Origin of the sequence: Domibacillus indicus (genome assembly GCF_000970685.1) — a bacterium.
Taxonomy (GTDB): Bacteria; Bacillota; Bacilli; order Bacillales; family Domibacillaceae; genus Domibacillus; species Domibacillus indicus.
In genome coordinates this window covers 46,524-62,447 of the sequence record NZ_LAJB01000009.1, presented here as the reverse complement: position 1 = coordinate 62,447, position 15,924 = coordinate 46,524, and the positions used below count along the sequence as shown (strand labels likewise).

At 46.7% G+C, this 15,924-nt stretch carries 14 protein-coding genes; 12 read left to right on the top strand and 2 right to left on the bottom strand.

All coding sequences use genetic code 11. The features are described from left to right. The 6 genes from VP98_RS12145 to VP98_RS12120 are packed head-to-tail and all read left to right on the top strand — an operon-like array spanning position 1 to position 6,229. Positions 1–1,017, top strand: coding sequence for a Gfo/Idh/MocA family protein (locus tag VP98_RS12145; protein WP_046175657.1), 1,017 nt, complete (start codon positions 1–3; stop codon positions 1,015–1,017). After that, positions 1,014–2,273: an ABC transporter substrate-binding protein gene (locus VP98_RS12140; protein WP_046175656.1), complete on the top strand. Its 1,260-nt coding sequence runs from the start codon at positions 1,014–1,016 to the stop codon at positions 2,271–2,273. Before VP98_RS12145 ends, VP98_RS12140 begins: the two co-directional genes overlap by 4 nt. A 45-nt stretch (positions 2,274–2,318) precedes the next feature. After that, entirely contained in the window at positions 2,319–3,254 is a 936-nt protein-coding gene (locus VP98_RS12135; RefSeq protein ID WP_052712227.1) for a carbohydrate ABC transporter permease, read from the top strand. Beyond that, on the top strand, positions 3,251–4,081 hold the full coding sequence (locus VP98_RS12130) for a carbohydrate ABC transporter permease (RefSeq protein WP_046175655.1): 831 nt from the start codon (positions 3,251–3,253) through the stop codon (positions 4,079–4,081). The genes VP98_RS12135 and VP98_RS12130 overlap by 4 nt, the downstream gene beginning before the upstream one ends. A 16-nt stretch (positions 4,082–4,097) precedes the next feature. After that, complete coding sequence (locus tag VP98_RS12125) at positions 4,098–5,066, top strand: sugar phosphate isomerase/epimerase family protein (RefSeq protein ID WP_046175654.1); 969 nt, start codon at positions 4,098–4,100, stop codon at positions 5,064–5,066. A gap of 23 nt (positions 5,067–5,089) precedes the next feature. After that, positions 5,090–6,229: a Gfo/Idh/MocA family protein gene (locus VP98_RS12120; protein ID WP_046175687.1), complete on the top strand. Its 1,140-nt coding sequence runs from the start codon at positions 5,090–5,092 to the stop codon at positions 6,227–6,229. A gap of 137 nt (positions 6,230–6,366) precedes the next feature. Here VP98_RS12120 and VP98_RS12115 read toward each other — a convergent pair whose 3' ends face one another. Next, positions 6,367–7,512, bottom strand: a complete 1,146-nt coding sequence (locus VP98_RS12115) for an ROK family transcriptional regulator (protein ID WP_046175686.1) — start codon at positions 7,510–7,512, stop codon at positions 6,367–6,369. Between the two features lie 136 nt (positions 7,513–7,648). On the opposite strand from VP98_RS12115, the gene xylA reads away from it, so the two are divergent. From xylA to VP98_RS12085, 6 genes are all read left to right on the top strand, one after another. Further along, positions 7,649–8,962 (top strand): xylose isomerase, encoded by a 1,314-nt coding sequence (gene xylA / locus VP98_RS12110; RefSeq protein ID WP_046175653.1) that lies wholly within the window; start codon positions 7,649–7,651, stop codon positions 8,960–8,962. Between the two features lie 76 nt (positions 8,963–9,038). Beyond that, positions 9,039–10,535 (top strand): xylulokinase, encoded by a 1,497-nt coding sequence (xylB, locus tag VP98_RS12105; protein WP_046175652.1) that lies wholly within the window; start codon positions 9,039–9,041, stop codon positions 10,533–10,535. A gap of 12 nt (positions 10,536–10,547) precedes the next feature. Continuing rightward, on the top strand, positions 10,548–11,471 hold the full coding sequence (locus VP98_RS12100) for an aldose 1-epimerase (protein ID WP_046175651.1): 924 nt from the start codon (positions 10,548–10,550) through the stop codon (positions 11,469–11,471). A gap of 54 nt (positions 11,472–11,525) precedes the next feature. Then, complete coding sequence (locus VP98_RS12095; protein WP_046175650.1) at positions 11,526–11,747, top strand: hypothetical protein; 222 nt, start codon at positions 11,526–11,528, stop codon at positions 11,745–11,747. 12 nt (positions 11,748–11,759) lie between these two features. After that, on the top strand, positions 11,760–12,983 hold the full coding sequence (locus VP98_RS12090; RefSeq protein ID WP_046175649.1) for an MFS transporter: 1,224 nt from the start codon (positions 11,760–11,762) through the stop codon (positions 12,981–12,983). Between the two features lie 28 nt (positions 12,984–13,011). Beyond that, positions 13,012–14,076, top strand: coding sequence for a M20 family metallopeptidase (locus VP98_RS12085; RefSeq protein WP_046175648.1), 1,065 nt, complete (start codon positions 13,012–13,014; stop codon positions 14,074–14,076). 304 nt (positions 14,077–14,380) lie between these two features. Here VP98_RS12085 and cls read toward each other — a convergent pair whose 3' ends face one another. Further along, complete coding sequence (gene cls, locus VP98_RS12080; RefSeq protein ID WP_046175685.1) at positions 14,381–15,907, bottom strand: cardiolipin synthase; 1,527 nt, start codon at positions 15,905–15,907, stop codon at positions 14,381–14,383. Between the last annotated feature and the right edge of the window lie 17 nt (positions 15,908–15,924).

The following is a 15,924-nucleotide window of genomic DNA, read 5'->3' as shown; positions in this document are numbered from 1 at the left end:
ATGGAATCTCTACGGGTTATTCAAGCCGGAGCCGGAGGATTCGGTCTTTCCTGGCTGGAAATCATTAAAAGTCTGGATTTTCTTGATATTGTTGCTGTCGTAGACATTGAACAGACCAATCGTGACCGGGCAAAAAAACTGCTGGGTGACGAAGGAATTCACTATTTTGATAACCACCTCCAGGCATTTCAATCAACAGAAGCAGACATTGCTTTAATTATTACACCACCGCAGACACACAAAACTCTCTCTATTGATGCACTGAAAAACGGCCTCCATGTTTTTTTAGAAAAGCCAATTGCCCAGACACTCCAGGACGCAAAAGAATTACACCAAGCAGCCAAAGGGTACAGCCAGCATGTCATGATCAGCCAGAACTACCGCTGGAGGCCCGAAATACAGGCCATTAAGAAAGCGGTAGATGATCAAATTGCCGGTCCAATTGAATATGTGGAATGGAATTTCAGGCGTGCAACGAATTTTGGCGGCTGGAGAGACCAATACAAAGAAATTGTGATTGAAGATATGAGTATCCATCATTTTGACCTTATGAGGTATATATTGGGGAAAGATGCAAGCACCGTTTATGCAAAAAGCATGAGGCCGTCCTGGAGCTGGTTTCAGGGAAACCCGACTGCAAGCGTCACCATGTCATTTGAAGAGGTGCTTGTCCACTATTTTGCCAGCTGGGTAACAACCGGCCCTGAAACATCATGGAACGGTGAAATTAAGCTTTATGGAAAAAACGGACTGATTGAGCTTAGCGGGGACCGTCCTTATGTAACAGCAGGTGACGGTGCAAAGCGCCCGCTTCCGTTAGTTGATATGGCTTATACAGACCGCGAGTTTTCCATCTATGAAATGGTATCGGCTATACAGGAAAACAGGCGGCCGGCAACAGATCTGGAAGATAATTTAAAAAGCTTTGGAATCGTTGGTGCTGCACTTGAATCAGTAAAGCTGTCTCATGAAATAAAGGTTGCTGACATTTTAAGCGAGAAGGAGAGCGTAAAATGAGCAAAAAACTTTTTTTTCTACTCTGTACGGTTTGCGTGCTGGTACTGTCGGCCTGTGGTTCTTCCGAAAGCGGCGGGGAAACGGAAAATGAAAGCAACGGCGGATCTGATCAAGTAACGATCAAAATCTGGGACTATCTGCAGCCGGATTCTTCCAGTGAGCGTGAGCAGGAAGCTTTGATGAAAAAATACCAGGAAGAAAATCCAAGTGTTACGTTTGAACGCACCTATATGCCTTTTGCCGATTTGAAAACAAAGCTGCTTCAGGGAGTGGGAGCCGGCGAACTGCCGGACATTGTCTTAATTGACAATCCGGATCACCAATCTTTTGCCCAGGCAGGCGTTTTTGCGGATATTACGGAAAAGGTAGACGAATGGGGCGAAGGAGACCAGTACTTTGAAGGGCCGATGGAGTCGGCAACGCTGGACGGAAAAATATATGGAATCCCAAACAACAGCAATGCGCTTGCTATTTACTACAACAAAGACATGTTTGAAGAAGCGGGCATTACAGACCTCCCAAAAACATGGGATGAATTTATGGAGACAGCGAAAAAGCTGACAAAAGGAGACGTAAAAGGCTTTGCCATGTCCGGCAAGAAAAGTGAAGAAGGCACCTTTCAATTTCTTCCTTACCTCTGGCAGGCAGGAGCCGATCTAGATTCCTTCGGCAGCGACGAAGCGAAGAGTGCAATGAGCTTTGTTCAAAATATGGTAAAAGAAGGCGTTCTGTCTGAAAACATGATCAACTGGGATCAGTCCGATGTGCTGGTACAGTTCCAGACGAAAAAAGCGGCCATGATGGAAAACGGACCGTGGCAAATTCCTATGTTAAAGGAGCAGTCGCAGGATATTAATTGGGGAGTGTTTTTAATGCCGGCAGGCGAGGCGGGCACTGCCTCCATTCTGGGCGGAGAAAACTGGGCCATTACCGAAACATCTGAACATCAAGATGCCGCATGGGAATTTATCAAATGGACACAGCAGCCGGAAATTCTTGGCCCTATGCATGAGTTAGGCGGCCGCCTGCCAAGCCGTGAAGACGTGGCAAGTGATGAACAGTATGACTGGGCAACGGATGAGCATGTGAAGGTATTTATGGAGCAGCTTCAATCCGCGAAACCGCGCGCTTACGGAACAAACTATCCGGAAATCTCGTCGAATATCCAGGAAGCCATTCAACGGGCTATGACAGGCGAGGATGTAGACAAAATCATGGAGGATACAGCAGCCAAAATAGAACCGCTGCTTCCTTAATTTAACAGGGGAGAGTCTCCTCTCCTGTTTTTAGGAGGATGTGCAATGAACGGAAGAGTCGCTCGTAAGTCCTCTCAATTAGGGACGTACACAGTGAAAAGCAGGTTCAGCCAAAAGATGCCTCAGTATTTGTTTATTGCTCCAGCCGCGCTGTTCGTTTTGCTTTTTATGCTTTATCCGATTGCTTATAACATTGTCGTCAGCTTTCAGGATTTAACCCTGATGAATCTGCGCAGCGGCGGAGAATTTATCGGCCTGCAAAACTACAAAGAAATGATTCAAACGGAAAAGTTCGGCATTGCTTTGAAAAACACCGTGATTTACACAGCGGCCTGTATTTTTTTTCAGGTAATTATCGGCTATTTGCTGGCGGTGTTTTTGAATCAGGACTTTCCGTTTCGAAATTTTTTTCGCTCGATCATGCTTCTGGCATGGATGACCCCGCTTGTGATTACCGGTACTCTTTTTAAATGGCTGTTTGATGTAGACCACGGGGTGATTAATTATTTTCTGGTGTCACTTCATTTGATTGATGCACCCATTAACTGGCTTGGCCAGCAGGACACTGCTTTAGCAGCTGTGATTATGACGAATATCTGGATAGGTATTCCCTTTAACATGATTTTAATCTTGGCCGCTATGCAGGCACTTCCGAGTGACGTATATGAAGCGGCGAAAGTAGACGGTGCCAGCAGGTTTCAAACATTTTGGCGAATTACGCTGCCGCTGCTGAAGCCGGCGCTGTTAATTATTTTAGTGCTGGGGATTATCTATACATTTAAAGTGTTCGACATTATTTTGATTATGACAGGCGGAGGACCGGTAAATGCAACTCAGGTGCTGCCGTTTTACGGGTATGAGCTTGCTTTTGTGAATTTCGATTTTGGGGCAAGCGGAGCCGTAGCTACTGTTATTCTTGTTATTCTTATCTGCATTGCGCTCATCTACCTGTACCTTATTAAAAGGGAGGAAGCGGAATGAGAAAGTATTCAGTAAAGCAGTATGCCTTGCTTCTGACTGCGGTTATCATTACAGGTATCTTCCTTTTTCCAGTTTATTGGATGGTTGTAACATCGGTTAAGCCGATTCAAGATGTGTTTGCGACGCCGCCGATGATTATTCCGGAAACCATTCAATTTGATGCTTATGTGAAAAATTTAATCGAGGATCGAAGCCTGCTGCCGTATATCAAAAATTCATTTGTTACAGCGTTTGGGACGGCTTTCTTGACCTTAATCCTGGCATTGCCGTGCGCTTATGCACTGGCACGCTTTAAATTAAGATGGGCCAATATTTTATTGCTTATTTTGCTAATTACCCAGATGATCCCCGGCATTATGATGGCGATGCCGCTTTATATTTTGTTTAGCAAGTTTGAACTGCTAAACAGCTATCTGGCATTAATTGTCGGCAATACAACGACAGCGCTGCCATTTGCCATCGTGATTATGAGGCCCTTTTTTCTCTCGATCCCTAAAGGTTTGGAGGAAGCGGCCGTTATGGATGGATGCAACAGCTTCACCGCGTTTACGCGCATTATTTTGCCGCTGACGAAGCCGATTGTCTTAACGGTGAGCACTTTTAGCTTTTTGTTTGCCTGGGGCGATTTAATTTTCGCTTTAACACTGGCAACCGATGAAAAAATACGCCCTTTAACAATGGGGCTGACGAAGTTTATCGGCCAGTATGGAACACAGTGGGATAACTTAATGGCCGTTTCCACTATTGCGGCCGCACCGATTATTTTAGCGTTTTTATTTCTACAAAAATATATTGTCAGCGGAATTACGGCTGGAGCAGAAAAATAACAGGAGGCGCATAAGTATGAACCTTGGAGTATTTGCGGTGTTATTTTCGGAGAAATCATTGGAGGAAATGCTTGACCATATAAAACAAAAAGGGCTCCATACAGTTGAAATTGGGACAGGCGGCTATGTGGGAAATGCCCACTGTAATCCGGCATTATTACTAAACAACCCGGAAAAGCTGCAGCGTTTTAAGAAAGCGTTTGAAGACAGAGGGATCAAAATCAGTGCGTTAAGCTGCCACGGCAACCCGCTTCATCCTGATAAGGAAATTGCAGCGGAGCATCATGAAGCCTTTGTTAATAGCGTGAAGCTGGCTTCAAAGCTTGGCGTAGAAAATGTGGTCACTTTTTCTGGATGCCCGGGCGAGTCCGAGCATTCCCAGAATCCGGTCTGGATTACCTGCCCGTGGCCAACGGATTTTTCCCGGGTAGTTGAGTGGCAGTGGAAAGAAAAAGTGATTCCATACTGGGAAGAACAAGCCCGGCTGCTTCAATCATATGGCGTAAAAGCAGCCATTGAACCGCATCCAGGCTTCGTTGTTTACAATACAGAAACAGCGCTGCGTTTAAGAAAAGAATGCGGGGCGGAAATCGGTGTTAACTTTGATCCGAGCCATTACTTCTGGCAGGGGATGGACCCTGTGCAGAGCATTAAAGCGCTTGGAAAAGAAAATGCGCTGTTTCATTTCCATGCGAAAGATACACAAATAGAAGAGCTTAACTGCAAGCTGAACGGAGTACTGGATACGAAAAGCTATAAGGATATTGCCAGCCGTTCATGGGTGTTCCGTACAGTAGGCTACGGACATGGCGAAGGAACATGGAAAGATATCATCAGCGCCCTGCAGGTCATTGGATATGAGGGAGCGGTAAGCATTGAGCATGAGGATGGCCTGATGAGCATAGAAGAAGGCTTTACAAAAGCAGTCGATTTTCTTCAAAGTATGCTTATTTCGGAAGGAGCGAAAGAGCTGTGGTGGGCGTAAACCAAAAAGACATCCGGGTAGGCATGGTTGGCTATAAATTTATGGGAAAAGCCCATTCAAACGCATACCAGAATGCTCCCTTTTTCTTCGATTTGCCCGTTAAGCCGGTAAAGCAGGCGATTTGCGGCCGGAATGCGGAAGGGGTGAAAGAAGCCGCTGATAAAATGGGCTGGAAAAGCTATGAAACCGACTGGCGAACATTAATAAATCGTGAAGATATCGATTTAATTGATATTGTAACACCGAACAATAACCATGCGGAAATTGCCATTGCGGCCGCAGAAGCGGGAAAGCATGTTTACTGTGAAAAGCCCCTAGCATTAACGATTGAAGAATCGGCTCAAATGCTGGAAGCAGTACAAAAAAACAATGTGATTCATATGGTGAATTTCAATTACCGGTTCGCTCCGGCCATACAGTTTGCGAAAAAGCTGATCAGTGAAGGGAAAATAGGCCGCATTTATCATATGCGTGCTCTTTATTTACAGGACTGGATTATGGACCCGGATTTCCCTTTAGTCTGGCGTCTGGAAAAATCAATCAGCGGTTCAGGAGCCCACGGGGATCTTGCTGCGCACAGCATTGACCTTGCCCGTTTTTTAGTGGGGGAAATTGATGAGGTTTCCGGCATGATGAAAACATTTATTAAAAAACGGCCGGCAGTGGCGGATAGCTCGGGGTTAAGCGGAAAAGCTTCCGCAACAGAATTTCGCGATGTGGAAGTGGACGATGCCAGCATTTTTATCGCTTCCTTTCAAAACGGGGCAGCCGGAACGTTTGAAGCAACAAGATTTGCCGGCGGAAACCGGAATTCAAACCAATTTGAGATTAACGGAGAAAAAGGGTCTATCAAGTGGAATGCTGAGAGTATGAACGAATTAGAGGTTTACTTTGCGGATGACGATCCTTCTCTTCAGGGGTTTAAAAAAATTAATGTAACAGAAGAAGTTCACCCATACGGAGGAGTATACTGGCCCTCCGCCCATATTATTGGCTACGAGCACACTTTTCATAATTTAATTGCAGAGCTTATGAAAGGAATTGAGCAGGGAGTTTCGCTTTCTCCTACTTTTTACGATGGGCATGCAGCCCAGGCGATTTTAACAGCAGTTGAGAAATCAGCCCGGTCACGCCGGTGGGAAAAAGTAGATACTTATTTATAAAAGCAGCTTATAAATCCCGCAGGTTTCAGGTCGGTATCGTTTTGGGCGGGGCGGTATGCCGGGCTGCCGGGGCGGAAAAAGAGTCTTTCCGTCCCTGAACATTCTGTTTCCGCCCTTTTTTTCATAAACCGCCCCTGTTAGGCGGTAATTCCGTTAATAAACTGTTTAATCATCATAGAGCACGCGCCAAGTGCGGGTGCATTTTTGCCGAGGGAAGAAGGCAGGAAGGCGCATTCTGCCTCAAACCGGTTGTTCATTCGGGAAGAAAGCGTATTTTTCACAGCATTCAGCACAAAAGGGTTTGATTCAATCAGCGGGTTTCGCAAAATAATGGCTTCCGGGTCGAATGTATTGGCAATGGTAACAAGGCCGATTCCTAAATAATGGCCGAAGTTTTCAAGTGCTCCCAGCAAACGGGTGTCATTTTGCTGAAAACGGGCATGGATTTCTTCATGATCCCAGTCGGCAGGCAGTGACTGGCGGAAGGCTTTTTCAGACGCGTAAAGCTCCCAGCAGCCGCGGTTGCCGCAGTTGCATTTCGGGCCGTTAAAATCAATCGTCATATGTCCCATTTCACCGGAAAAACCATGGATGCCCCGGTATAATTCATTTCCAAGGACAAGCCCAAGACCGATCCCCGTGCTTATGCTTACATAAATAAAATTATCGTACGCTTTTGCAGCTCCGTATATGTTTTCGCCATAAGCGCCGGCATTTGCTTCATTTTCAATCGTAACAGGCACACCAAATTTATCTTCAATCTGTTTCTTTAAATTAACTCCGTTCCAGTGGGTATTGGGTGTCAGAATGATTTGCCCTGAGCAGTCCACGAGGCCGGGCACACAAATGCCAATTCCAATCAGTCCATAGGGAGAGCCGGGCATCGTATCGATCATATGCTGAATGGTTTCTAAAAGCAGGGCAGTTGTTTCCTCTAATGAAGACTGGTGCAGCTCAAAATACTTTTCGCTTATAATAGAGCCATCAAGATCTGTCATAAGGATCGTCAGGTCATCAACGCCAATATCGATCCCAATGGCGTAGGCGGCCTGCTTATTAAACATCAGCATAACAGGCCGTCGTCCGCCGCTTGACTGGCCCTGTCCGATTTCAAAAATAAATTTCTCATCAACCAGGTCCTGAATTTGTGCGGACACCGTAGACTTATTTAATCCGGTAGTTTTTGATAAGCTGGCCCTTGAGATCGGAGAATGATGAATGACTTCCTGCAAAAGCCGCCTTCTGTTCATTTTTTTCACGAGGTTTTGATCGGCAATCATAATTTTATCCACTCACTTTGTTGTATTTTTAAATAAAGTTTAAGTTTATTATAACGAAACACTTGAAAAATGAAAACGAATTCTGTATTATTTGCATTAAGTTAGTTTATTCAAACAACAAACATTAGGGGGAAAAACAATGACATATTTTGAAAGCGTCAACAAGATCCAATTTGAAGGTGCAGCTTCTAAAAACCCATTCGCATTTAAACACTACAATCCAGAAGAAGTAGTTGGCGGCAAAACGATGGAAGAACAGCTTCGCTTTTCAATTGCCTACTGGCACACATTCACAGCAGACGGCAGTGATCCATTTGGCGCCGGCACAATGCAGCGCCCATGGAACAAATATTCAGAGATGGATCTGGCAAAAGCTCGGGTTGAAGCTTCATTTGAACTGTATGAAAAACTTGGTGCACCGTTCTTTGCTTTCCATGACAGAGATATCGCGCCTGAAGGCAGTACTTTAAAAGAAACAAACGAAAATCTGGATGTTATTATCTCGATGATCCAGGATTATATGAAAACAAGCAATGTAAAACTGCTTTGGAATACGGCGAACATGTTTACAAATCCGCGCTTTGTTCACGGGGCAGCGACAAGCAGCAATGCGGATGTATTCGCTTACGCAGCTGCACAGGTGAAAAAAGGATTGGAAACAGCCAAGCTGCTTGGTTCAGAAAACTATGTATTCTGGGGCGGACGAGAAGGCTACGATACGCTGTTAAATACAGACCTGAAGCTTGAGCTTGATAACCTGGCACGCTTCCTGCAAATGGCTGTTGATTACGCAAAAGAGATCGGCTACGATGGACAGTTTTTAATTGAGCCGAAGCCGAAAGAGCCGACGACTCACCAGTACGATACAGATGCGGCAACAACACTGTCCTTCCTGCGCCAGTATGGACTTGACAGCCATTTTAAATTGAACCTGGAAGCAAACCATGCGACGCTTGCCGGACACACGTTTGAACATGAACTGCGCACGGCACGCATTAACGGCATGCTTGGTTCGGTTGACGCCAACCAGGGTGATCCGCTTCTTGGCTGGGATACAGATGAATTCCCAACTGACCTTTATTCAACAACACTTGCTATGTATGAAATTCTGCAAAACGGCGGGCTTGGCAGAGGCGGCTTAAACTTCGATGCGAAAGTACGCCGCGCTTCCTTTGAAGCGGACGATTTATTCCTGTCACACATCGCGGGAATGGATGCATTTGCTGTCGGCTTGAAAACAGCTCAACGGTTAATTGAAGATAAAGTATTTGAAAATGCCATTGCAGACCGTTACAGCAGCTATGCGTCAGGCATCGGCCTTGATATTGTGGAAGGGCGTGCTGATTTCCGTTCACTTGAAAAATATGCCCTTGAAAACAGCAAGATTCAAAACCGTTCAGGCCGCCAGGAAGCACTGAAAGCTGTCTTGAACCAGTACTTAATCGGAAACTAAACTAAGGAAAAAAAAAGCGGACCGGCAAATCACCCAGGAGGGAGAGGCCGGTCCCTTTTTCAAAGGAGAGGAAAAAATGAAGTACGTAATCGGAATTGATCTGGGTACAAGTGCAGTTAAAACGATTTTAGTAGATGAGTCAGGCACTATTTGTGCAGAAGCGTCCAAAAGCTATCCGCTGTTTCATGAACGGGCAGGCTGGAGTGAGCAAAATCCGGACGACTGGGTACAGGGAACCATTGAAGCGCTGAAAGAAATGATGAGCGAGGCCGGGGTGCCCGCAGAAAATGTTACCGGCATCAGCTATTCGGGGCAGATGCACGGGCTTGTTCTTGTAGACGAGCAGCAGGAAGTGCTCCGGAGAGCGATTTTGTGGAATGATACCCGGACCACGCAGCAGTGCGAGGAAATGACAGCTGCGCTTGGAGAGCAAATGCTTTCTATTACAAGAAACCGTGTGCTGGAAGGCTTTACACTGCCGAAAATCCGCTGGGTACAGCAAAATGAGCCGGAGCTTTTTCAAAAAGCGGCCCTCTTTTTACTCCCAAAAGATTATGTCCGCTTAAAAATGACCGGACAGGCACATATGGATTATTCGGATGCGGCGGGGACACTGCTGCTCGACGTGGCAGAGAAAAAATGGAGCGAAGCCATTTGTGAAGCGTTTGAAATTCCGCTTTCTCTTTGTCCGCCGCTTGTCGAGTCAACGGCACAAACAGGAACGCTTCTGCCGGAAATTGCGGAACAAACCGGCCTGAGAGCGGAAACACCGGTTTTTGCGGGCGGTGCGGATAATGCATGCGGAGCGATTGGAGCTGGGATTTTAACATCAGGAAAAACGATGTGCAGCATCGGGACATCCGGGGTTATTTTGGCGCATGAGGAAGATTCAACCCGCGATTTTGCAGGGAAGGTTCACTTTTTTAATCATGGCAAGGAAAACGCGTTCTACACGATGGGAGTTACGCTTTCCGCGGGGCACAGCCTGCAGTGGTTCAAAGAAACCTTCGCGGAAAAGGAAACATTTGAAGAGATGCTTGAAGAGGTTGGCAGTATTCCGGCAGGATCGGGCGGACTGCTATACACGCCGTATTTAGTAGGGGAGCGGACACCTCATGCTGATTCTGTTATTCGGGCGAGCTTCATTGGCATTGATGGCAGCCATACGCGGTCCCATTTTGCGCGCGCTGTTATGGAAGGGATTACTTTTTCGTTAAACGAATCTATTGAGCTGTTCCGGAATGAAGGAAAACGTGTTGATACCGTGATCTCAATCGGCGGTGGAGCGAAAAATGACGTCTGGCTGCAAATGCAGGCGGATATTTTCAATACAGAAGTGGTCAAGCTGCAGAACGAGCAGGGTCCGGCGATGGGAGCCGCGATGATTGCAGCGGCCGGAAGCGGCATGTTTGAATCTCTTGAACAATGTGCCTCCCTTTTCATTAAAGAAGGCGAGAGGTTTTCACCTGATAAAGAACGGGCAAAGCGATATAAAGAGCTGTTTTCGATTTATCAAACAGTGTATGATCAAACAAAGTCGATAAACCAGCAGCTGCAGTCATTTCGCGTGTAAAGGGGTTTTAACATGATAAAACGAGTGTTATTTGACGGGAAAGAAGCGATTCGGGCATCGAATGGCGAGCTGGAAATCCTGCTTATTCCCGGCTTCGGCAGCAATGTAATTTCACTGATGGACCTGAAAACAGGCCAGGAGCTGCTTGTTAGGCCGGATTCTTTCGCGGCTCTCAAGGAAAGCCCGATTCTGCATGGTATTCCGGTCCTGTTTCCGCCGAACCGGATTGAAGGGGGAGCCTTTACCTTTAACGGCGAAACGCACCAATTCCCAATTAATGAAATAGGCAAACACCATATCCATGGTTTTGTATACAACCAGCCATGGGAGGTCGTCAGCCAAAAAGAGGAAAACGGGATCGTTGCCATTGAAACAGCCATTCAGCTCCAGGAGCCGGCCATTTATAAAGATGCATCTATTCATCTAACATACGAACTTGAAGGAACGGTTTTACGCCAGAAGGCCGTTGTAAAAAACAATGGCAGCCATGCTTTCCCATGGGGATTAGGCTATCACACTGCTTTTCAATTTGATGAAAAGGTGTCTCACTTTTCTTTAACAGCAGAAAGCCAGTGGACATTAAGTGAGGAAGCGATTCCGACAGGCGAGCAGGTGCCCGTTGAGCCGGTGAAGCAAAAAAATCTGCAGGGCACCCCGCTGGATGACGCGTTTGCCGCTGCCGGGCAGGGAAATGAAGCAGTGCTGCACAATCAGGAAACGGGCTGTACAGTTGCATACCGGACCGATTCGGCATTTAAGCACTGGGTCGTTTACAACGGAAGCGGACGTGAAGGCTTTCTTTGTCCGGAGCCGTATACCGCTATTACCAATGCTTTTAACCTTGACCTGCCAGATGAGGTGACCGGCCTCCGGATATTGCAGCCTGGCGAAGAGGATACCGTAAAGGCGCATATCGAAGTAGCTCATCCACAGTGAAATCACTGTGGATTTTTTGGTATAATAAGAAAAAAGCGGAAAGAAGAGGAGTCAATGAAACGATCACTCATCGATATGCTTTTACATGAAACGCCGCCGGAGGATTATTTAAAAAGGGAAGCGGACGAGCTGCGAAATAATCAACAAGATAACAGCACGCCAGCCGGCCGCAGGAACGGGACCGGGAAGCGAATGAGACCCGAGCTTGAACTGCTGCTTACCATGGCCGGTTTAATCGCTGGAATAATGAGTGTCGGATACGTACTGATCTTTTAAGGGGATAAAAACATGAAATGGAATTACTTTTTTATGCTGGCGACAGTGTTCGTCGGCTTTCTTATTTTTGGATTTTCAGAAAATGTAAAAGGGCCGGCCATGCCGCGCATTCAAGCGGATTTTGAGCTGGACGCGTTTCAAATCGGCACCTTGCTTTCGTTTAATTCCATTGCTTATTTGCTTGCCTGTACATTTACAGCATATTTAACAAGAAAATTTGGCATCAAAATAATGAGTGCCGCCTCATTTGGGTTTATGGCACTGTCAGGCGTGTTTATTTATTTATCTACTACATACAGCGGCCTTGCCGGAGCGTATTTTTTTATGTATGTTGGCAACGGCATGCTCGAAATTGTGCTGGCGATTTTAAGTGCGCGCCTTTTTGTGAAAAACACTGGCATGATGATGAATCTGGCTCACTTTTTCTATGGGCTCAGCTCGATTGCGGCCCCCATGCTGGCGTCAGGCTTGATGAATTTGTCAGTTGGTGGGATTCTGCTGGACTGGCGCGGCATGTATTTAATTATCATGCTGCTTTCGCTTGTCCCGATGATTCCAGCCCTCGCAAGCCGTTTTCCGGCGTACGATCATCAGGCTGAAAACCGGCTGCCGCTCCGGACACTTATGCGTGATCCGGTTATCTGGCTGATTGTTCTTATTTTGTCATTCGGTGTTATATCAGAAATGTCGGTCGGCGGCTGGCTTGTTAACTTTTTGGAAAAAGCATATGGCTGGAGCAATGCAGATGCGTCTCAAATGCTGTCTGTTTTCTTTTTGTTTTTTACGTTTTCACGGCTGTTTCTAGGACCGGTGACAGACCGGATTGGTTTTACCATGTCACTCATTATCTTTGGCGGTTTATCTGCTGCTTTGACATTCATCGCACTCTTAATTGGCGAGTCCGGTGCGATTTTGCTTGCAGCAGCCGGAATTGGAATTGCGCCTGTCTACCCGACTGTCATGGCGATGATTGCCCGCCGCTACAAGGAAAATAGTGATATCGCTATCACATTTGTAGTGACGCTGATGGGAGTTGGCACAGTGGCAGGCAATTTTATCATCGGTGCCATTATTGCCGGCATCAGCCGAATGGTGGTACAGCAGGCGGGAGCAGAAACCGGAATTGTGCGGGGCATGCAGGCAGGATATGCGTTTATTGGTTTCTGTGCACTCGTGTGTGCGCTGTTCAGCTTTGTTCTGTATGTTTATTTGCGTAGACAAAAGGAAGTAATATAACATACGCAAAAGGAGTTGGTTGGCAGCAATGAAAGAAGCAATTGTGTCTTTAACACGGAAGTTAATTGAATTTCGGACGGTAGAAAAAGGCCGGATTAACGCAGCCGCCGACTATTGTGCAGAATGGCTCGCGGCCAATGGCGTTCATGCAAGAGTCATTGATAACGAAGGATTGAAAAGCGTTGTCGCCCTGATCGGAACAGAAGGGCCGACGGTCATTTTAAATGGCCATTTGGATGTAGTCCCGGCTGGCCCGGATCAATTCATTCCTTATGTAGCGGAAGGAAGGCTGTACGGACGCGGCAGCTTTGACATGCTTGGCTCAGTTGCGGTCATGATGCATGTGATGGCGGAGCTTGCACAGGAGGAAATCCCATGCAGAGTAATGCTCGCTCTTGTGCCGGATGAAGAAAAAGGCGGACAAAAAGGAACAAAATATTTAGTCGAGCATGGGTTAGTGGGGGATGTGGTTATATGCGGAGAAACAACAAACCTTGATATTGCGGTCCAGGCAAAAGGCATATTGCAGCTGGAAATCGAAATTGAAGGTGTTTCCGCCCACGGCAGCCGGCCCTGGCTTGGGGATAATGCCATTTTAAATGCAGTGGAAACATATAAAAAAATCGAAGCGCTGCCTATTTTTAGTGTAAGCACTCCGTATTTTGAGCATCCATCGCTTAATCTCGCCCGCATCCAGGCCGGACAGGCGATTAACCAGGTGCCGGACCGCTGCATTATGGATCTTGATATCCGTTATTTGCCGGGGCAGAACCCGGCGGTGCTGCTCAATGAAATAAAAGCCGTGGTCAATGGGACGGTCCGGGTTTTAAGTGAAGGAGAGCCGGTTCAGACAAATCCGGATCATCCGTTAATTGTCCGGCTTCAAAAAGCAGCTGAGCGCGTAAGCGGCCGCAGCGTCCAGCTGTTTGGCCAGCACGGCACAGCCGATACCCGCTTTTATGCGGCCCGCGGCATTCCGGCGGTTGAATTCGGCCCGTGCGGCGCTAACCACCACGGAAAAAATGAGTACGTCGAAACAGCGTCACTCGTTGCTTTTAAAGAAATTTTAACCGAATATATTTATGAATTTTAATTGAACAGAAGGACATGCTTGGGAGTATAAAAAACTAATGATCCGCTGGAATACCTGTTTATCTCTTTTATGCGCAAGCAATACGGGCAGTATCTATGAGACGGGGCACCGATGAACCTCGCTTCATCGCTTTGCGGCTTCTACCGGCATGCCGCAGCCCCTGACCCTGCTTTTAAAAAGAAAATAGCTCATTTCTAGCCCATAAAGAGAAGACGATTTTATCTTGAAAAACAGCATATCTTCTTGACGGCTCTATTTTTTTCAACAGAATGAAAGCGGACACTTCGCGAAAGTGTCCGCTTTTTTAAAGGATCGGCGACAGAAGCCGGGCAAGGGACTCGCCTATGCGCTTTAGAAAAGTACGATGTTCATAGCGCTCGCGGCTGACTGGAACCGACTCGGCGAAATCCTGCAGAAAATCAATTTCTATTTTTTCAACAGCAGGCGTCCGGTTGTATAAAAAAGTCATCAGTTCGTGGTTAAGCCGAAAACTGCGGACGTCAAAGTTGGCAGTGCCGACAATGGCATGGACATTGTCGATTAATAAAACTTTGGCATGGATAAATGAATCATTGCGGTATGCAAACACTTTTACGCCTGCGCTGAGCAGGTCCTGGAAATAAGAATTGGTTCCATAAAAAGAAATCGACCGGTCGCCTTTGCCGGGAACGATTACCCGTACATCTTTGCCGCTCCGGGCCGCGACTCTGATGGCAGCGAGCGCTTCATCATCCGGTACAAAATAAGGCGACGCAATCCAAATAGACTTTTCCGCTGACTGAATCATTTCGAGCATCGCATCCCGCACATCACGCTCTTCATTATAAGGACCGCCGTAAACGGTTTGTACCATCTGATCCGCTTCATGTGCCCTGGAAGGAAAATACAAACCGAAGCGGAACGGTTCCTTTAGTTCATCCAGCAGGGACGTTTTTGCCCCTGTGGCATGAATCCAATCCGTAACAAATGCTTCCTGCAGCTGCCGGACGGCCGGTCCTTCTACCCGGATATGCGTATCGCGCCAGATTTTAAAGTGCGGTGTATTGCTTAAATACTCTTCTCCAACATTCAAGCCCCCGGTAAAGCCAGTGTGGCCATCAACGACAACCATTTTTCGGTGATTGCGCAAATTGGCTGTGCGTGTCAGCCAGGGAGAAACAATCGAATCAAACGCATACGCCTCGCCGCCTGCTTCACGGAGCGGCTTTAAAAACGATGCAGGGAGGCTGGAGCAGCCGAGACCGTCCACTAAAAAGCGGACGTGCACATTGGCTTTGGCCCGTTCAATCAGCGCATCCCGGATTTGAGTGGAAATTTCATCATCCCTGAAAATATAGTATTGAATGTGAATATGATGCTCGGCATGGCGGATGGCTTCCAATATAGCAGGAAAGGTTTCTTCTCCATTGGTTAACACATCCACTTTGTTTCCGCCGATTGCTTCAAAGCCGGTCATATTCCGAATGTTTTTTGCTTCTGAAAGCTGGTCGGAGATATCGAACTCTTTACCAAGGTGGCGCATGGTCGTAATAAACTTAATCGTTTCCGATACGACCTGTTTTGGCAGCAGCCGTCTTCGCGGATCGCGGCCGAATACAGCGTATACAAAAGCTCCTGCAAGAGGGAATGCAAGAATGACTGCGCTCCAGGCCACTTTTGAATTGGTCCCTCGTGAGTCAAATAGAAGCAAATTCAAGACAACCAGCACGGAAATAGCACCGGCCAAATACGTAAATACTATTGATAATTGATTAGAATAAAAACGAATAGAGAAATAAACAAGGCTCACAACTATGATCAGTGTAAATAATTGTACAATTTTTTCCCGCATGGCCGACACACCCTTTC

What these genes read in the sequence shown, in the direction of transcription:
- cls (WP_046175685.1), bottom strand. Translation starts at nt 15,907, where the DNA reads ATGCGGGAAAAAATTGTACAATTATTTACACTGATCATAGTTGTGAGC.
- VP98_RS12140 (WP_046175656.1), top strand. Translation starts at nt 1,014, where the DNA reads ATGAGCAAAAAACTTTTTTTTCTACTCTGTACGGTTTGCGTGCTGGTA.
- VP98_RS12095 (WP_046175650.1), top strand. Translation starts at nt 11,526, where the DNA reads ATGAAACGATCACTCATCGATATGCTTTTACATGAAACGCCGCCGGAG.
- VP98_RS12130 (WP_046175655.1), top strand. Translation starts at nt 3,251, where the DNA reads ATGAGAAAGTATTCAGTAAAGCAGTATGCCTTGCTTCTGACTGCGGTT.
- VP98_RS12145 (WP_046175657.1), top strand. Translation starts at nt 1, where the DNA reads ATGGAATCTCTACGGGTTATTCAAGCCGGAGCCGGAGGATTCGGTCTT.
- VP98_RS12120 (WP_046175687.1), top strand. Translation starts at nt 5,090, where the DNA reads ATGGTTGGCTATAAATTTATGGGAAAAGCCCATTCAAACGCATACCAG.
- VP98_RS12125 (WP_046175654.1), top strand. Translation starts at nt 4,098, where the DNA reads ATGAACCTTGGAGTATTTGCGGTGTTATTTTCGGAGAAATCATTGGAG.
- xylA (WP_046175653.1), top strand. Translation starts at nt 7,649, where the DNA reads ATGACATATTTTGAAAGCGTCAACAAGATCCAATTTGAAGGTGCAGCT.
- VP98_RS12090 (WP_046175649.1), top strand. Translation starts at nt 11,760, where the DNA reads ATGAAATGGAATTACTTTTTTATGCTGGCGACAGTGTTCGTCGGCTTT.
- VP98_RS12085 (WP_046175648.1), top strand. Translation starts at nt 13,012, where the DNA reads ATGAAAGAAGCAATTGTGTCTTTAACACGGAAGTTAATTGAATTTCGG.
- VP98_RS12135 (WP_052712227.1), top strand. Translation starts at nt 2,319, where the DNA reads ATGAACGGAAGAGTCGCTCGTAAGTCCTCTCAATTAGGGACGTACACA.
- xylB (WP_046175652.1), top strand. Translation starts at nt 9,039, where the DNA reads ATGAAGTACGTAATCGGAATTGATCTGGGTACAAGTGCAGTTAAAACG.
- VP98_RS12100 (WP_046175651.1), top strand. Translation starts at nt 10,548, where the DNA reads ATGATAAAACGAGTGTTATTTGACGGGAAAGAAGCGATTCGGGCATCG.